Origin of the sequence: Hallella absiana, assembly GCF_025457485.1 — a bacterium.
Taxonomy (GTDB): domain Bacteria; phylum Bacteroidota; class Bacteroidia; order Bacteroidales; family Bacteroidaceae; genus Prevotella; species Prevotella absiana.
The window spans coordinates 76,765-91,338 of the sequence record NZ_JAMXSP010000007.1 but is presented as its reverse complement, the minus strand read 5'-3'; the positions used below and the strand labels follow the sequence as shown (position 1 = coordinate 91,338).

Annotated in this window: 14 protein-coding genes; 9 read left to right on the top strand and 5 right to left on the bottom strand. The window is 45.5% G+C overall.

Translation table 11 applies throughout. The features are described from left to right. Positions 1-47: 47 nt before the first annotated feature. The 5 genes from rlmD to NG346_RS05245 are packed head-to-tail and all read left to right on the top strand — an operon-like array spanning position 48 to position 4,460. Entirely contained in the window at positions 48-1,499 is a 1,452-nt protein-coding gene (gene rlmD / locus NG346_RS05265) for a 23S rRNA (uracil(1939)-C(5))-methyltransferase RlmD (RefSeq protein ID WP_262288420.1), read from the top strand. Between the two features lie 26 nt (positions 1,500-1,525). Beyond that, complete coding sequence (locus NG346_RS05260) at positions 1,526-2,095, top strand: AraC family transcriptional regulator (protein ID WP_262279593.1); 570 nt, start codon at positions 1,526-1,528, stop codon at positions 2,093-2,095. Between the two features lie 19 nt (positions 2,096-2,114). Next, entirely contained in the window at positions 2,115-3,005 is an 891-nt protein-coding gene (locus NG346_RS05255; RefSeq protein ID WP_262288419.1) for a DMT family transporter, read from the top strand. Between the two features lie 30 nt (positions 3,006-3,035). After that, positions 3,036-3,680 carry a hypothetical protein gene (locus NG346_RS05250; protein WP_262279595.1) on the top strand — a complete coding sequence of 215 codons (645 nt, stop codon included), beginning with the start codon at positions 3,036-3,038 and terminating at the stop codon, positions 3,678-3,680. A 3-nt stretch (positions 3,681-3,683) separates the two neighbouring features. After that, the gene (locus NG346_RS05245) at positions 3,684-4,460 is read left to right on the top strand and encodes an ABC transporter permease (protein ID WP_262288418.1); all 777 of its coding nucleotides are present in this window, start codon (positions 3,684-3,686) and stop codon (positions 4,458-4,460) included. Here NG346_RS05245 and NG346_RS05240 read toward each other — a convergent pair. Continuing rightward, on the bottom strand, positions 4,389-5,345 hold the full coding sequence (locus NG346_RS05240; RefSeq protein ID WP_262288417.1) for an esterase-like activity of phytase family protein: 957 nt from the start codon (positions 5,343-5,345) through the stop codon (positions 4,389-4,391). The two genes, NG346_RS05245 and NG346_RS05240, sit on opposite strands and share 72 nt — an antisense overlap. Positions 5,346-5,737: 392 nt before the next feature. On the opposite strand from NG346_RS05240, the gene NG346_RS05235 reads away from it, so the two are divergent. Then, positions 5,738-6,340 (top strand): riboflavin synthase, encoded by a 603-nt coding sequence (locus NG346_RS05235; RefSeq protein ID WP_262288416.1) that lies wholly within the window; start codon positions 5,738-5,740, stop codon positions 6,338-6,340. A 113-nt stretch (positions 6,341-6,453) separates the two neighbouring features. Here NG346_RS05235 and proS read toward each other — a convergent pair whose 3' ends face one another. Then, positions 6,454-7,935, bottom strand: coding sequence for a proline--tRNA ligase (gene proS / locus NG346_RS05230; RefSeq protein WP_262288415.1), 1,482 nt, complete (start codon positions 7,933-7,935; stop codon positions 6,454-6,456). 194 nt (positions 7,936-8,129) lie between these two features. On the opposite strand from proS, the gene NG346_RS05225 reads away from it, so the two are divergent. From NG346_RS05225 to NG346_RS05215, 3 genes are all read left to right on the top strand, one after another. Continuing rightward, positions 8,130-8,798, top strand: coding sequence for an OmpA family protein (locus NG346_RS05225; RefSeq protein ID WP_262279600.1), 669 nt, complete (start codon positions 8,130-8,132; stop codon positions 8,796-8,798). A 95-nt stretch (positions 8,799-8,893) separates the two neighbouring features. Continuing rightward, on the top strand, positions 8,894-9,613 hold the full coding sequence (gene mtgA, locus NG346_RS05220) for a monofunctional biosynthetic peptidoglycan transglycosylase (RefSeq protein ID WP_262279601.1): 720 nt from the start codon (positions 8,894-8,896) through the stop codon (positions 9,611-9,613). 32 nt (positions 9,614-9,645) lie between these two features. Continuing rightward, positions 9,646-12,189, top strand: coding sequence for an ATP-dependent helicase (locus tag NG346_RS05215; RefSeq protein ID WP_262288414.1), 2,544 nt, complete (start codon positions 9,646-9,648; stop codon positions 12,187-12,189). A gap of 83 nt (positions 12,190-12,272) precedes the next feature. On the opposite strand, the gene NG346_RS05210 is transcribed toward NG346_RS05215, so the two are convergent. The 3 genes from NG346_RS05210 to NG346_RS05200 all read right to left on the bottom strand — a co-directional run bounded on the left by NG346_RS05210 (position 12,273) and on the right by NG346_RS05200 (position 14,573). After that, positions 12,273-13,091: a hypothetical protein gene (locus tag NG346_RS05210; RefSeq protein ID WP_262279603.1), complete on the bottom strand. Its 819-nt coding sequence runs from the start codon at positions 13,089-13,091 to the stop codon at positions 12,273-12,275. A gap of 69 nt (positions 13,092-13,160) precedes the next feature. Further along, complete coding sequence (locus NG346_RS05205; RefSeq protein ID WP_262279604.1) at positions 13,161-13,454, bottom strand: hypothetical protein; 294 nt, start codon at positions 13,452-13,454, stop codon at positions 13,161-13,163. 3 nt (positions 13,455-13,457) lie between these two features. Further along, on the bottom strand, positions 13,458-14,573 hold the full coding sequence (locus tag NG346_RS05200) for a glycosyltransferase family protein (RefSeq protein WP_262279605.1): 1,116 nt from the start codon (positions 14,571-14,573) through the stop codon (positions 13,458-13,460). Position 14,574: the final 1 nt, after the last annotated feature.

Below are 14,574 nucleotides of genomic sequence, written 5' to 3'. Positions count from 1 at the left end.
TTTGTATAACTTTGCAAACAAAAATATCATAGACAATATCATAGACAATGGGCAGAAAACGTCAATCATTACCAATCATAGAGAATGTCACTATCGAGTCGATAGCAGCCGAAGGCATGAGTTTGTTTCATCACAACGACAAAGTGGTGTTTGTGCCGTTCGGTGTGCCCGGCGATGTTGTTGATGTCCAAATCGTGAAGAAGAAACATAAATATAACGAGGGGCGCATCATCAATATGATTAAGAAAAGCGACAAGCGAATAGTGCCTTTCTGCGAGCACTTTGGTATTTGTGGTGGATGCAAGTGGCAGATGCTGCCTTATCAAGAGCAACTGAATGCGAAGCAACAGCAAGTACACGACCAGTTGACACGAATCGGCAAAGTAGAATTGCCGGACTTCATGCCTATCCTGGGCTCTGTAAAAACCAAGGAATATCGCAACAAACTGGAGTTCGGCTGCTGTGACAGACGGTGGTTTACGCATGAAGAGCTGCAGGACCCCACTTTAGATTTGGACAACGGCAATCACTCTGCCATAGGCTTTCATATACCGGGTGCGTTTGACAAAATATACCCTATTCACAAGTGCTGGCTGATGGATGACCTTCACAACTCAATCCGCAACGACATTGAGGCCTATGCCAAAAGTATTGGCATGACCTTCTACAATGTACGTCAGCAAAAAGGAATGCTGCGCAACCTGATGTTCCGAAACTCCAATACGGGCGAATGGATGCTCTTGATACAGTTTCATTACGATGAGGATGGCGATGAGGCCAAGGCGATGCAACTCTTACAGCATGTTGCAGAGCACTATCCGCAAATCACCTCTTTAATGTATACTGACAACCAGAAAGGCAACGACTCGCTGGCTGATCTGGAGTTGAAGACTTTCAAGGGTAATAGCTTCATCTATGAGGCTATGGAGGATTTGAAGTTTAAGGTGGGCCCCAAGAGCTTCTATCAAACCAACACGGAGCAGGCTTATCAGCTATATAAAGTGGTACGCAAGTTCTGTTTCATGCCACTTGATGATGAAGAAGCCCCCACAGGAGAGCCTCTGCTTTATGATCTTTACACGGGTACGGGCACGATAGCGAACTTCGTCGCACGTAAGGCAAAGCGTGTCATTGGCATAGAGTATGTCGAGGAGGCCATCGAAGACGCAAAGGTAAACAGCCAGATCAACAAAATTGAGAACACTACGTTCTTTGCGGGAGATATGAAAGACATTCTCACTGATGACTTCATCAAAGAGCATGGACAGCCAGATATCATTGTGACAGATCCGCCACGTGCAGGAATGCACCCCGATGTAGTAAATGTCATTCTTAATGCACGCCCTAAGCGCTTGGTCTATGTAAGTTGTAATCCTGCTACACAGGCGCGAGACTTGCAACTGCTCGATGCTGGATTCAAGGTGATGGCCGTGCAGCCTGTAGATATGTTCCCACATACTTCCCACGTGGAGAATGTGGTTTTGCTCATCAGAAGATAAGTTTTCTTTAAAATCAGTAGCTGATTATGTCTCAGACACTATATATCAAAAATATGGTTTGCGACCGTTGCAAGATGGCTGTCAAACAGATCTTGGAACAAGCAGAGCTACATCCGCTTACTGTCGAGTTGGGCGTTGTCACGATTGAGGAGGACAGCCTCAGCGACGAAAAACGAGTGCAGTTGGCTCAAGCTCTCAAGTCCATTGGGTTTGAACTGCTTGAGGATCAGCGGCAACAACTGATGCATCAGATCAAGACTGCAATCATCGATTTGGTGCATTACAAATCCTCTGGGCAGCCTCTGACACTCAGTGCCTATCTCGCAGAGAAATTTCATTTAGATTATAGTCGGCTGAGCAAACTCTTCAGCGAGTGTACCGGCATGACCATTGAGCGGTATTATATGCTGCAAAGGGTGGAAAGAGTGAAAGAACTCTTGAAGTATGATGAGTTGACACTCACGCAAATCGCACAACAGATGAACTATTCGAGTGTCGCCTACCTGAGCAGTCAGTTCAAGAACGTTACGGGAATGACACCCTCTAAGTTTAAGTCTTTGAGTCTCAACTCTCGCATAGCATTAGATAAAATATAAATAGAGTCATATGGAACGCATGGAATTAAGAAGATCCTGGCCATATCATCTTCTCGGCATTATTGTAGTGTTGATTTGGGGAGTGACCTTTGTCAATTCTAAAGTATTGCTCAACCACGGATTGATGGCCCATGAGATTTTTACACTCCGCTTCCTGTTCGCATGGCTCTGTATATGGCTGATCTCTCCAAGGAAATTATGGTGCGACAGCCTGCGTGATGAATTTTTGATGGTGCTTTTGGGCATTACCGGCGGCTCGCTCTACTTCGTTACCGAGAACATTGCCGTGAAGGTCGGCTATGTCAACAACGTGTCTTTCATCGTCTGCACAGCTCCTTTGTTGACAACGATATTAGCACTTCTCTTTCTTAAGGATATTCGTGCCAACCGAAAGCTGATCATCGGTTCACTGATGGCTACGATTGGTGTGGGGCTTGTGGTATTTAATGGGCAGTTCGTCTTGAAGATCAATCCCCTGGGTGATCTTCTGGCACTTGCAGCATCTCTGTGCTGGGCTGTCTATAGCATTCTGATGAGATATGTAAGCCACTATAGCAGTGTGTTTGTCACGCGCAAAGTTTTCTTCTACGGACTCGTTACCGTGTTGCCGGTTTATTTGCTACGTCCCTGGAATTTCCCTCTGCAAGGCTTTCTGCAACCGGCGGTATGGGGCAACTTGCTCTTTCTGGGCGTTGTAGCCAGTTTTGCCTGTTTTGCACTCTGGAGCTTTGTGATTAAGAAGATTGGTGCCATTTCGGCCAGCAACTATATCTATCTCAATCCGGTCAGCACGGTCGTAGCCAGCGCACTTGTCTTGCACGAGCACATGACAATATTGGCGTTCATGGGCGCGGGCAGCATTCTCCTCGGTGTGTACATCGTCAGCAAAGCACTTCCACAGAAGGCTTAGAACAAAGAAGGATTAACAAGTTTGAGGCGTATGAGCAAACTGATAAAAGACTTTGATTTCACAACATACAAAGATCCTGGAATATTGGAATTTAAAGACGTAGTGATAGATGACAAGACGCTTCCTTTCACTATGGTGGCATGCCCGGGAAAGGTATCTTCTATTGTCGTTGACCCAACGTCGGGGCATCAGCTCGTCATGGCTATTCTTGGACTTGACAAGGTGAAAGGTGGATACATAACGGTCGACGGAGAATTGGTGACCTATGGGTCGGGCACCTTCTTCCGACAAATGATGTGCTATGTGCCTCATTTCTTGCCGCAGGTAGATATGACTGTAGGAGAACTTTGCAGGCAGGCTATCAGCAAATACAATGGCAAAAATCTCAGCGCAGAAGCTTTGACCGAGACGTGGAATAGTTTAAGCATCAAACCTACGGTATGGAAAGAAAAGATACGCAGCGTCCCTCCGTCTGTACTCTGGCTCGTGCTTTTATCATTGGTGCCCTTGCGAAGGGGATCCATTGTGTTAATAGAAGAACCTATCGTCAAGAACGAAACAGTGAATTCGTTTATCACTCAACTGGCGAGGCAGGGCAGAGAAGTGATCTGTACTACGCAGTCTAATCCTTTTAGCTCTTTTCAAGTAGTGAATTTAACATCAAAAAGCGAATAGACCATGACAAGTTTATATTTCTTAGGAGGGCTGGTGTTCGGTATATTGTTGCTGATAATACCAGTTGTTTTGAACAATGTACTGAAGCTCGGTATTCTGAATAAACTACAGAAAGGAAGTGCCAGCCTTTTAATACTGATCTTGATCTATGGCATGCTTCTCTCTTTTGCCATTTGGCAAAATCATCTTTGGCTCACGATGTTGACAGCACTTCTCATTGTGGGGCTAACATGCTCTCTGTCTTTGATGCGTTTCCGCTTCAAATTAAAGGTGTTGCTGATTCCGGCTCTTGCGGGCTTGTTATCTGTCATGCTGGTATTGGCTCCTATTTCCGCCATTCTTATTACTCCTTTGCCACAGTCATTCTTACCACAGTATTTCCTTCCTGTTGTAGGATTGCTTAGTGGCTTGATCGCATATAATATGGTTCGTGGTATTCGCAAATATTATGTTGGATTACAAAATCATGCCGCCTTATACAACTATTTATTGGGCAATGGTTGCACTCACCATCAGGCAGTAGCTTATTTCTTTCGTCGTTCTTTACAAAGCACTGCATTGTGGGTACTTCGACGTATATCTGCCAACATGGTCACCACTACTCCGTTACTATTACTCGTTTTGGTATGGGCGGGTGTTCCGGTAGTAAAAGCAGCAATCCTTAACTTCATGTTTTTCTTTGCAATCCTTTCGGGTTCCATGATCTCTTTATTTGTTTCTTTGTGGGTTGCCCGTCGCTACACTTTTGATGAGTACAGCCGTCTTCAGCCAGTCTCGTAACACGCCTGCATATTGATTTTGAGAATCTGCGACCATGACCAATGCTCGCTTTCCCCCAGCAAGCATTGGCCCAATGCACATGCCTTCGTAGTTGGCGAAACTATGATCAAAGAGTTTCATATAGGTTTGCCATTGTGCGAGCAATGTCTTCTCATACGTAAGGATGTTGTAGCAAAACAACTTGCACTTGACAAATGCCCCCAACTTCATTTTTGGAACATAAGCTTCACGCTCAAGCACTAAGAGACTGTCAGCATTCAAAGCGCATAACGACGGTACACCAAATGTGTAGAAAGCACCTTCACGTGGCGAAATGCTTGCAGAGTCCATCCTATAAGGAATGACACGGCAGACTTTCATGATGCTGTCGATCTCGAGAAGTCTTATGGGGGCTGTTTCGTTGCATGTCCAAAGATGGTGGCTTTCCTTGCAGTATGTCAGAGCTTCCAGTCCTTCGTTTTCCGGCAGATTCCCTAAAGAGTCCGGCCACGCTGTGACACGTCCGGTATAACGTCCTTGTCTGTCAAACTCAACAATGTGGTTATCCGCTTCACCACTTATCATCAGCGTACCACAATCGGGCAAGTAAGCGATACCTTCATCGTCTCTACCCGGCTTTTCAGATCCGTAGAATCCTAAATTCTTAGCCGATAGTATCGCACCCGTTATAGTATCAAGTTGAATGTCGAAAACGTAATAACCGTCATGCTCGCTTTTATCACTAACTACAGCATATCGTGTGCCTCCCAACCAAGCAATGCCACTGTAATTACCGGCAGGGATCGTTTCTTTGAATTGTTGCTGAGGATTGAGCGTAATGGAGATTTGCGATAGGGCGGATGCAAGCCTCAGCGACAGTAGGATTAATATCAGTGTGCGTCTCATAATCGTATTCTTTCATTAATAAACGCAAATTTCATCAGAATATTTGGTGATATGAAATGAATCTTGTAAATTTGCAGATGAAATGGAGAAACCCATAAGGGGTTGTTTCGGTTCGATCGGGATACTCATCAAATTACAATGAAAACCGGGATATCTTCTCTTGTTGATGGCGGGCCACAATGTTGCGAAGGCGGCAGCTGTAAAGCCGGTGGATTACAAAGACAGAGAGGGCCCACAACTTTTATAGCTGGAGTTTTCATCACATCATCGTTGCAACCCCTTTCCATACGGAGAATGACGCGAAGGCTATGGCCTCGCGTATTCTCCGTTTTTATTCTTATCAATAAACTTAGGACAAGTAACATTCATAATTAACAAAGAGGAGACAAATTATGTTTAGCGGTATTGTTGAAGAGATGGCCACCGTCAAAGCCATCACGCAAGATCAGGGAAATATCAATCTCACACTTAGCTGCTCATTCACGCATGAGTTGAAAATAGACCAAAGCGTCTCACACAATGGCGTTTGTCTGACAGTGGTAGACTTGAAGGATGACTGCTATACAGTGACAGCCATGAAAGAGACTTTGGAGCGTTCCAACCTTGGACTGCTGAAGGTGGGGGATGCAGTCAATGTTGAGCGATCAATGATGATGAACGGACGACTTGACGGACACATTGTTCAAGGTCATGTCGACGAGACGGCTGTTTGCACAAATATTGAAGATGCTGACGGGTCGGCCTATTTCACCTTTAAGTATCGCAACAATCCGGAAATGGCCCGGCGTGGCTACTTCACAGTAGACAAAGGCTCTGTCACTGTCAATGGCGTATCGCTTACGGTGTGTGATCCTACCGACGACAGTTTCCGTGTGGCTATTATCCCTTACACACGGCAAAATACCAATTTCCGGGACATTAAGGTGGGTAGTGTTGTCAATCTTGAATTTGATATCATAGGTAAGTATATCGCACGACTAAGACATTTCGAATAACTTTCTCAATACGGTCTTAGTCATCCGTTTACATAATTACCCAGAATAGAATGAAGCCTCGTTCAACACAAAAGTGTATAACGAGGCTTCATTTATCTATAGCGAATTAAGCATTAATAAGCTCTTGCGATAATGACACGATATTTAGCCGGTTTGCCACTTACCATGTCGACACCTGGAGTCTGCTCATAGGCAAAGGGGACGCAACGGATAGTAGCCTGTGTGTCCTCTTTGATCTTGGCCTCTGTCTCTGGTGTACCGTCCCAGTGGCAAAGGAAGAAGCCACCATCTTTGATACGCTCCTTAAACTCTTCGTAGTTGTCACATTCGTAGACATGTGCATCACGATATTTACGAGCCTTTTCAAAGACGTTCTTCTGAATATCATCAAGCAGGTTCTTCACACGCTCTACAATACCGTCAAAGCTGACGTTCTCTTTCTCCAGCGTGTCACGACGCATCACCTCGATGGTATTGTTCTCTAAGTCGCGTCCACCCATCACAAGTCTTACAGGTACACCCTTGAGCTCATAGTCGGCGAACTTGAATCCCGGGCGTTTGTTGTCTGCATCGTCATACTTCACACTGATGCCTAACTCATCAAACTTATCTATGACGGGCTTAAGCTTCTCCGTGATAGCAGCAAGTTGCTCTTTGTTCTTCGTAATAGGTACAATGACGACCTGAATAGGAGCCAACTTCGGAGGCAACACCAATCCATTATCATCTGAGTGAACCATGATAAGCGCACCCATCAGACGAGTAGAAACGCCCCAGGAAGTAGCCCATACATACTCTGGCTTGTTTTCCTTATTCAGGAAGGTAACATCAAAACTCTTTGCGAAGTTTTGACCCAGGAAGTGGCTGGTACCACTTTGCAGAGCCTTGCCATCTTGCATCATTGCCTCAATCGTATAGGTTTCCAAAGCTCCGGCAAAGCGCTCGGTCTCACTCTTGACACCCTGGATGACAGGTACACCCATCCAATTCTCGACAAAGTCAGCATATACTTTGAGCATTTTCTGAGCCTCAGCCTGTGCTTCCTCGGAAGTTGCATGTGCTGTATGACCTTCTTGCCACAAGAACTCAGAAGTACGCAGGAAAGGACGTGTACGCATCTCCCAACGCATCACATTACACCACTGGTTACACATGATAGGCAGGTCACGCCAAGAGTGAATCCAGTTTTTATAGGTATGCCAGATCATTGTCTCTGAAGTAGGACGGATGATCAGCTCCTCATCGAGCTTTGCGGCTGGATCCACAATGATATCCTTACCATCGTCACTGGTCTTCAGTCGATAATGGGTAACCACGGCACTTTCTTTGGCGAAGCCCTTTACGTGCTCAGCCTCACGAGCAAAGAAACTCTTCGGGATAAGCAATGGGAAATAGGCATTCTGTACTCCTTGCTTTTTAAACATCTTATCGAGCACAGCTTGCATCTTTTCCCAGATTGCATAGCCATAAGGCTTGATAATCATACAGCCACGCACCGGCGCAGTCTCAGCCAGGTCTGCCTTCATCACCAAGTCGTTGTACCACTGACTATAGTTGTCAGCCCGCTTGGTCAATTCTTTCAGTTCTTTAGCCATTTTAATAGTTGATCTGAGCAGAATAGGGAATTGCCTATAGCAAGATAGGCATTTTCCTCCCTGCAAAATTTATTATTTACTTAATTTTGCCACAAAGTTACGAAAAAAATATCGGATAGCTCTCGCACAAAGCGAAAAAAGAGTTACCTTTGCAATAGAAAAAGATCAACCAACAAAATTAAAACACAATTGATATGAAGAAGATTACATTAGCAACAATGGGATTGTGCATGCTGACCATCACCAGCTGTGGCACAAGTCAGGGCAATGGCGCATTGATTGGTACCGGCGCAGGTGCCGCTTTAGGCGCAATTGTCGGTAAGATTGCAGGTAACACAGCTGTAGGTGCCGCCATTGGTGGTGCTGTTGGCGCTGGTACCGGTGCTATCATTGGCCATCATATGGACAAAGTAAAGGCAGAAGCTGCAGCTAAAGTGCAGAACGCTAAAGTCGAGGAAGTTACAGATGCCAATGGACTGAAAGCTGTAAAGCTTACTTTTGACAGTGGCCTTCAGTTCGACCTGAGCAAGTCTACACTGCGTGCTGCAGCAAAGAAGGATTTGGCCAACTTTGCTACTGTCTTGAAGAACAACACCGACTGTCTTGTAGACATTCAAGGCTACACAGATGCTACAGGTGGTGACAAGATCAATGTGCCATTGAGTCAGTCTCGTGCACAGGCTGTTAGTAGCTATCTGGTTTCTCAGGGTGTCTCTTCCAGCCAGTTCAAGAATGTTGCCGGCTACGGCAGTCAGAATCCAGTTGTCGACAAGACCGTCGCACCTGAGAACCGCCGTGTAGAAGTTTATCTCTATGCCAGCCCTGAAATGGTGCAGAAGGCCGAGAACGGAACGCTGAAATAAGTTAATAACAAAGAATATTGTTTTTTGCAATATCATTTGCAGAATAAATAAATAGGGGATGCAGGCTCATCAAGGGTCGGCATCCCCCTTTTGGCATGAATAGATTCAAGAAAATCCTTCGTTGGGGTGTCAGCCTTTTCTTTGCATCCTCAATATTGGCTGTCATTGCCTATCGTTTCATTCCGGTCTACATCACACCGCTGATGGTTATCCGCTGTTTTCAAAATGGCAGTCTGACGATGCATCATCAATGGATACCTCTTGAAGAGATGTCTCCTCACATGCCCGTGGCAGTGATGTCAAGCGAGGACAGCCGTTTTCTCTTGCATCATGGTTTTGACTTCAATGCCATTGGCAATGCTGCTGAACGAAACCTCAAACACAAGCACGGAAAAAAGTTCGGTGCCAGTACTATCTCTCAGCAGACGGCCAAGAACGTGTTTCTCTGGCCGGGACGGTCGTGGGTCAGAAAAGGATTTGAAGTTTACTTCACAGCACTCATCGAACTCTTTTGGAGTAAGCAGCGCATCATGGAAGTCTATCTCAACAGCATAGAGATGGGTGACGGCATCTATGGTGTAGAGGCATGCGCCAACTACAATTTTGGAAAAGATGCAAAAGATCTGTCGCGTGCAGACTGTGCGCTGATCGCTGCGACTCTCCCCAATCCACGCAAATTCTCTTCGAAGTACCCAAGTGGATATATGCGCCTGCGTCAACGCCAAATCATGGCCAACATGCGCTACATTCCGTCCTTCCCTAAAGAAGGAGAAGACTACGATCCCAAAACGGCAGTGGGATCCACTTACCGTTGAACTTTCACCATTATCCCTTCATACACAAGAATATGACTCAAGAAGAACAAAATATCCTCTCCCAACTCAATGATGCCCAGCGGCAGGCTGTCGTCTTTGATGATGGCCCGGAACTGGTCGTTGCTGGAGCAGGCTCAGGAAAGACACGTGTGCTTACCTATAAGATTGCATGGCTGTTGGAGCATGAGCAATTGAAGCCATGGTCCGTCTTGGCCCTTACCTTCACCAATAAAGCTGCTAACGAGATGAAATCGCGTATTGCTCAATTAGTAGGGGAGGAGCGGGCACGCTATCTGCAAATGGGAACCTTCCACTCTGTCTTCTCTCATATTCTGCGTGCTGAGGCTCAACACATAGGCTTTCAATCTGGCTTTACCATCTATGACGAGACAGACTCCAGATCACTGATAAAAAACATCGTCAAACAGATGGAACTTGACGATAGAAAATACAAACCTGCTGATGTGCATAAAGCCATATCTCGGGCAAAGAATGATCTATGTACAGCCGAGCAATATGGTAATGACGGCAGTCGTATAGAACAGGACCGGCAAAAAAACATGCCGGAAGTCTATAAAATTTATCTTGCTTATCAGCAACGCCTTCATCAGGCCAACGCAATGGACTTCGATGATTTGCTGATGCTGACTTACGAGTTGTTTCAGACCCACGATGACATCCGACAGAAATATGCCAGTCGATTTGAGTATGTGCTGGTTGATGAGTATCAGGACACCAACTTTGTCCAACAGCAAATTCTTTGGCAACTGACAAAGGAACGGCAACGCGTATGTGTCGTTGGTGATGACTATCAGAGTATCTATGCTTTCCGTGGGGCCAAGATCGATAATATCCTTAACTTCACCTCACGGTATAAGAATGCTAAGGTGTTTAAGTTGGAACGCAACTACCGTTCTTCCCGTCTGATCGTTGCTGCCGCCAATTCGCTTATGAAGCACAATGAACGGCAGATCGAGAAAAACGTCTATAGCGAAAATGAGGAAGGTGACAAACTCACAGTTCTTGAGACGCAGTCTGACAAGCGTGAGGCTGCAGTGGTTTGTCGGGAAATCAAGCGCATCAAGGCTCAGGAGCATTGCCATTGGAGTGATTTTGCCATTCTGTACCGGACCAATGCCCAAAGCCGCCTTTTCGAGGAACAGATGCACAGTCCCGAAATGGGTATGGCTAACTGCTATCGGGTGTTTGGAGGTGTTAGCTTCTATCAGCGCAAGGAGATAAAAGACGCATTGGCCTATTTCAGACTTGTTGTTAATTCTGATGACGAGGAAGCATTCCGTCGCATCATCAATTATCCTACACGTGGTATCGGTAACACTACCGTACAGAAAATTATTTCCACTGCACAGCAAAACGAAATAAGCCTTTGGGAGACTATCTGCCATCCAGGGCAATATGGATTATCTGTCAATCGTGGGGCACTCGCAAAACTTGATGCATTCAGGCAACTGATTCAGTCGTTTATCGACAAACGTGGGGCTGTTGACGCATTAACGCTGGGTAAGGAAATCTTGGAACACAGTGGCATGAAAGCAGACCTTGATGCCGACAAAACTCCGGAAGGCGAAGGCAAGCGCGAGAACATAGACAGCCTCACTTCCGGCATCGCCGACTTTGTGCAGTCGCAACAAGAACAAGGACTTGATGACCATGAGCTGTTGAGTGACTATCTTTCTACAGTGTCTCTGTTGACCGATATGGATAACGATGACTCGTCCAGTGACAAGATGACCTTAATGACCATCCATTCTGCAAAAGGTTTGGAATTTGGGACAGTTTTCATTGTTGGTATGGAAGAGAACATTTTTCCAAGTCTGATGTCTGCGGACAGTAAACGAGGATTAGAGGAAGAGCGTCGGTTGCTCTATGTGGCCATCACGCGTGCAGAGCACCATTGCTATTTATCATGGGCTCATACACGATGGCTCTTTGGCAAGATGGATCCTTACGTCAGAAAGAGCCGCTTCCTTGACGACATTGATCCGAAATATCTGACTATACGTGCGGAAGATGGCGGAGCAACCATACGCAATCATGGCGGATGGAACAGAAAGCCTTGGGATGATGACGACTACGAGATCAATAAGCCTTATACCGGAAGTCATCCTTGGGGCGACGAGTATCCTCGTTACAGTAGTCGCATGCAGAACTCACGTCCTGTAGCCGGGCAGTTTATGGCTGACCCACAGCCAAAGATAACAAAGCCTCACAGAGCAGAACAGGCTATTAATCCGTTCTCGCCCTCCTTTGAGCAGCAACTTCGACAAAAAGGTAATTTCAGGAAAGTGACAAAGGCAATGACCAATGGAGGCCGCGTCATCAATTCCTCTGACGAGAGAAATGTGGGCTATACTCATTCAGATCACGGCCAAAACGATGCAAGCAATTACGGAATCAAAGTGGGGTCAGTCATTCTTCATTCTCGTTTTGGTAAGGGACAAGTAAAGAAGATAGAGGGAAATGGAGAAAACTGTAAGGCCACAATCGACTTTGAGGAAACCTCTACCAAAGTTCTGCTCCTTAGGTTCGCAAAGTTTAAAGTACTTTCTATATAAACAAAAATTGTCCTCCTTTTCAAATTGGAAAGGAGGACAATTTTTGGTTTCAGCCCATATCAAAGGACTCTTATGCTGCGCTTTTAATAATCTTCATCTTCACTGATATCCTCAGCTTCGAGGTTAAGTTCGTCGGGACTTGTCTCGTATGTTGTGCGATAGCTCTCTTCGGTGAGTTTTTCATCATCGAAAGCATCATCGTCATCATCGTCCTGCTTGAAGTTATCATCATCAACATCCTCATCCTCTCCTTCAGCATTATCCGAATCTTCGCTGTCGTCCTCATCCTTCTCGCTATCTTCATCAGCAAGATAGACAGGTGTTGCAACGGCCTCGGGCTTCTCTTTCGCAAAGATGGCTTCTACCCAAAGTCCTTTTGGGATTTCCAACACTTCGAATCCATCACTGACTTTCTTCTCATAAAGTCCACCCGCCTTATGCAGGCGATCTTTGGGAAGAGTGGTGGTAGAGATGTCAAATCCGCTCTCGATGATGTCCTGTATGCTCTGTGACAGAGACTCCCATCCGCCACCGAAGTTACGTTCCAAGACTTCGATGAGCTTAGCAGCAGAGATATGACGGATATTCTCGTAGGTCAGATCTGTCACTCTCAGGATCGGTCGCTTCTTGATAGCAAGCTTTGGACGACCATCTTCGGGCTTACCGATCTGAGCGACCTTAAAGCCGCGGTCCTCATACTTCTTAATGATCTCGGGCTTATCCACTTTTATCTCCTCCATATCAAAAGCAGTCTTGATAATGTCGGTATAATGGCGCATATTCTCTTTGAGTTCGGCATCTTTCTCGACAGCCTCCAAAAGGCGGAAAATGTCGTTCTCCTGCAAATCCCAAACATTACTCTTGGATAATGTCTTAACAGTAATTGCTTTTTTGTCTTTCATGGTCTTTGATGTTATATGGTGCAAAAGTAACATTAAATTCCTAATAAGCAAACAAAATCAGTAAATAATTTATGTCCAAAACTTAATGTTATCTGTTGGATGCATTGTTTTTCCACATTTAGGGCATGTTTTCTTGTCCCAAGGCTTGATATGACTGCTTCCACAATTGAGACACAGCCTGCCCGCCAAGGACGTAAAGGAAGGTGCAGAGTCTGCGATGACACCACCCACAACCAAAGGTTGGACTGTGTTGCAATCAGGACAAGTGATCATTTCTATATGTTGTCCCATGAATCCACGGCCTTCGTAGACATCTGCTTCGTAACCGCAGGCCTCACATTTATATTTGATGATATGTGCCATAGACTATTCTTTTGAATTTCCTATCAATTTACGGTAAAGCTTCTCGTATCTCTTGGCTACATCTATGTAGTCGTGATGCTTCCTTATATATATAATACTCTGTTTCTTAAGAACAGGTATCATTTCAGGATGTTCAACGAGTTGTTCCAAGGCGTTAAAGACGCTGTCTTCGTTCGGCTCTACATTGACGATTGGCCGCAGACTGTCTTCACCAAGGATTTCGTAGTTTTCCGGTTCCCCGCCTCCGACACAGATAATTCCGCGCGACATCGCCTCAAGGGCATTCATGGCTGGAGTATAGCTATAGAGCTGGTCAAGGATTACATCTGCTTCGTTCATCATCAATGTATATTGTTTGAAAGGCACACCGCTGGCGACCGACAGAGAGACTTGCTTGGGATATTTTTGCTGGAGCTTCTTGGCTGCATCCAACATGATATCTGTTCCCTTATAGGCGCTTCTGTTTTTTGATATACCAATGAAAATCTTCAAGGGCAGATGCGTCTGGCTGTCGACGTCATTTTCTTGTCTATTCTGCTTGATAGGATACGGAATGAAAACCGTCTTTTGAGGAAACAGAGGCTGATAGCATGCCCAATACTCATAGAGCCCCGCGACTATAGCATCACAATCTTGAGCAACGTATTGGTTGAAACGTCCTTTAGGAGTGTTAAGCCAGTCTGCTCTTTCCTTCATGGCATCATCGTCAGTGCGCAGGTGGTCACCAATGTTGAAGTCGCTGTATCTCAACGGCATTTTTGTGACATTCTCATGCACCCAATAGTAATCCATTCCATAAGCACCCATCACAACTTTCCCGTTGTTTCGCCGCAGATAACGGTAGATGGGTAATATTTTCTCAGCCTTGAGCTCCAGGAACATTGGATTGATGATTTGCACCACATCATACCCTCTCAGATGAGGCAGCGCGGTAATAAGTTGGGCTGCAAAACGCAAAGTACCAGCAAATCCAGGGTTACGACTGAAGTCGATGTCTCTCGGATAGTTCTTCCAAAAGTCACCGTTGCTGGCTACTACCACCTTGTGACCAAGTTTTCTCAGCCCCTCTGCCAATGTGTTATGGACATTGCTGTATTCACCTATCAGAAGAATCTTCATC

Excerpts from the sequence above, each read along its gene's own strand:
- NG346_RS05210 (WP_262279603.1), bottom strand. The coding sequence starts at position 13,091 with ATGAAAGACAAAAAAGCAATTACTGTTAAGACATTATCCAAGAGTAAT.
- NG346_RS05235 (WP_262288416.1), top strand. The coding sequence starts at position 5,738 with ATGTTTAGCGGTATTGTTGAAGAGATGGCCACCGTCAAAGCCATCACG.
- NG346_RS05255 (WP_262288419.1), top strand. The coding sequence starts at position 2,115 with ATGGAATTAAGAAGATCCTGGCCATATCATCTTCTCGGCATTATTGTA.
- NG346_RS05245 (WP_262288418.1), top strand. The coding sequence starts at position 3,684 with ATGACAAGTTTATATTTCTTAGGAGGGCTGGTGTTCGGTATATTGTTG.
- mtgA (WP_262279601.1), top strand. The coding sequence starts at position 8,894 with ATGAATAGATTCAAGAAAATCCTTCGTTGGGGTGTCAGCCTTTTCTTT.
- NG346_RS05260 (WP_262279593.1), top strand. The coding sequence starts at position 1,526 with ATGTCTCAGACACTATATATCAAAAATATGGTTTGCGACCGTTGCAAG.
- NG346_RS05205 (WP_262279604.1), bottom strand. The coding sequence starts at position 13,454 with ATGGCACATATCATCAAATATAAATGTGAGGCCTGCGGTTACGAAGCA.
- NG346_RS05240 (WP_262288417.1), bottom strand. The coding sequence starts at position 5,345 with ATGAGACGCACACTGATATTAATCCTACTGTCGCTGAGGCTTGCATCC.
- proS (WP_262288415.1), bottom strand. The coding sequence starts at position 7,935 with ATGGCTAAAGAACTGAAAGAATTGACCAAGCGGGCTGACAACTATAGT.
- NG346_RS05215 (WP_262288414.1), top strand. The coding sequence starts at position 9,646 with ATGACTCAAGAAGAACAAAATATCCTCTCCCAACTCAATGATGCCCAG.
- NG346_RS05225 (WP_262279600.1), top strand. The coding sequence starts at position 8,130 with ATGAAGAAGATTACATTAGCAACAATGGGATTGTGCATGCTGACCATC.
- NG346_RS05250 (WP_262279595.1), top strand. The coding sequence starts at position 3,036 with ATGAGCAAACTGATAAAAGACTTTGATTTCACAACATACAAAGATCCT.
- NG346_RS05200 (WP_262279605.1), bottom strand. The coding sequence starts at position 14,573 with ATGAAGATTCTTCTGATAGGTGAATACAGCAATGTCCATAACACATTG.
- rlmD (WP_262288420.1), top strand. The coding sequence starts at position 48 with ATGGGCAGAAAACGTCAATCATTACCAATCATAGAGAATGTCACTATC.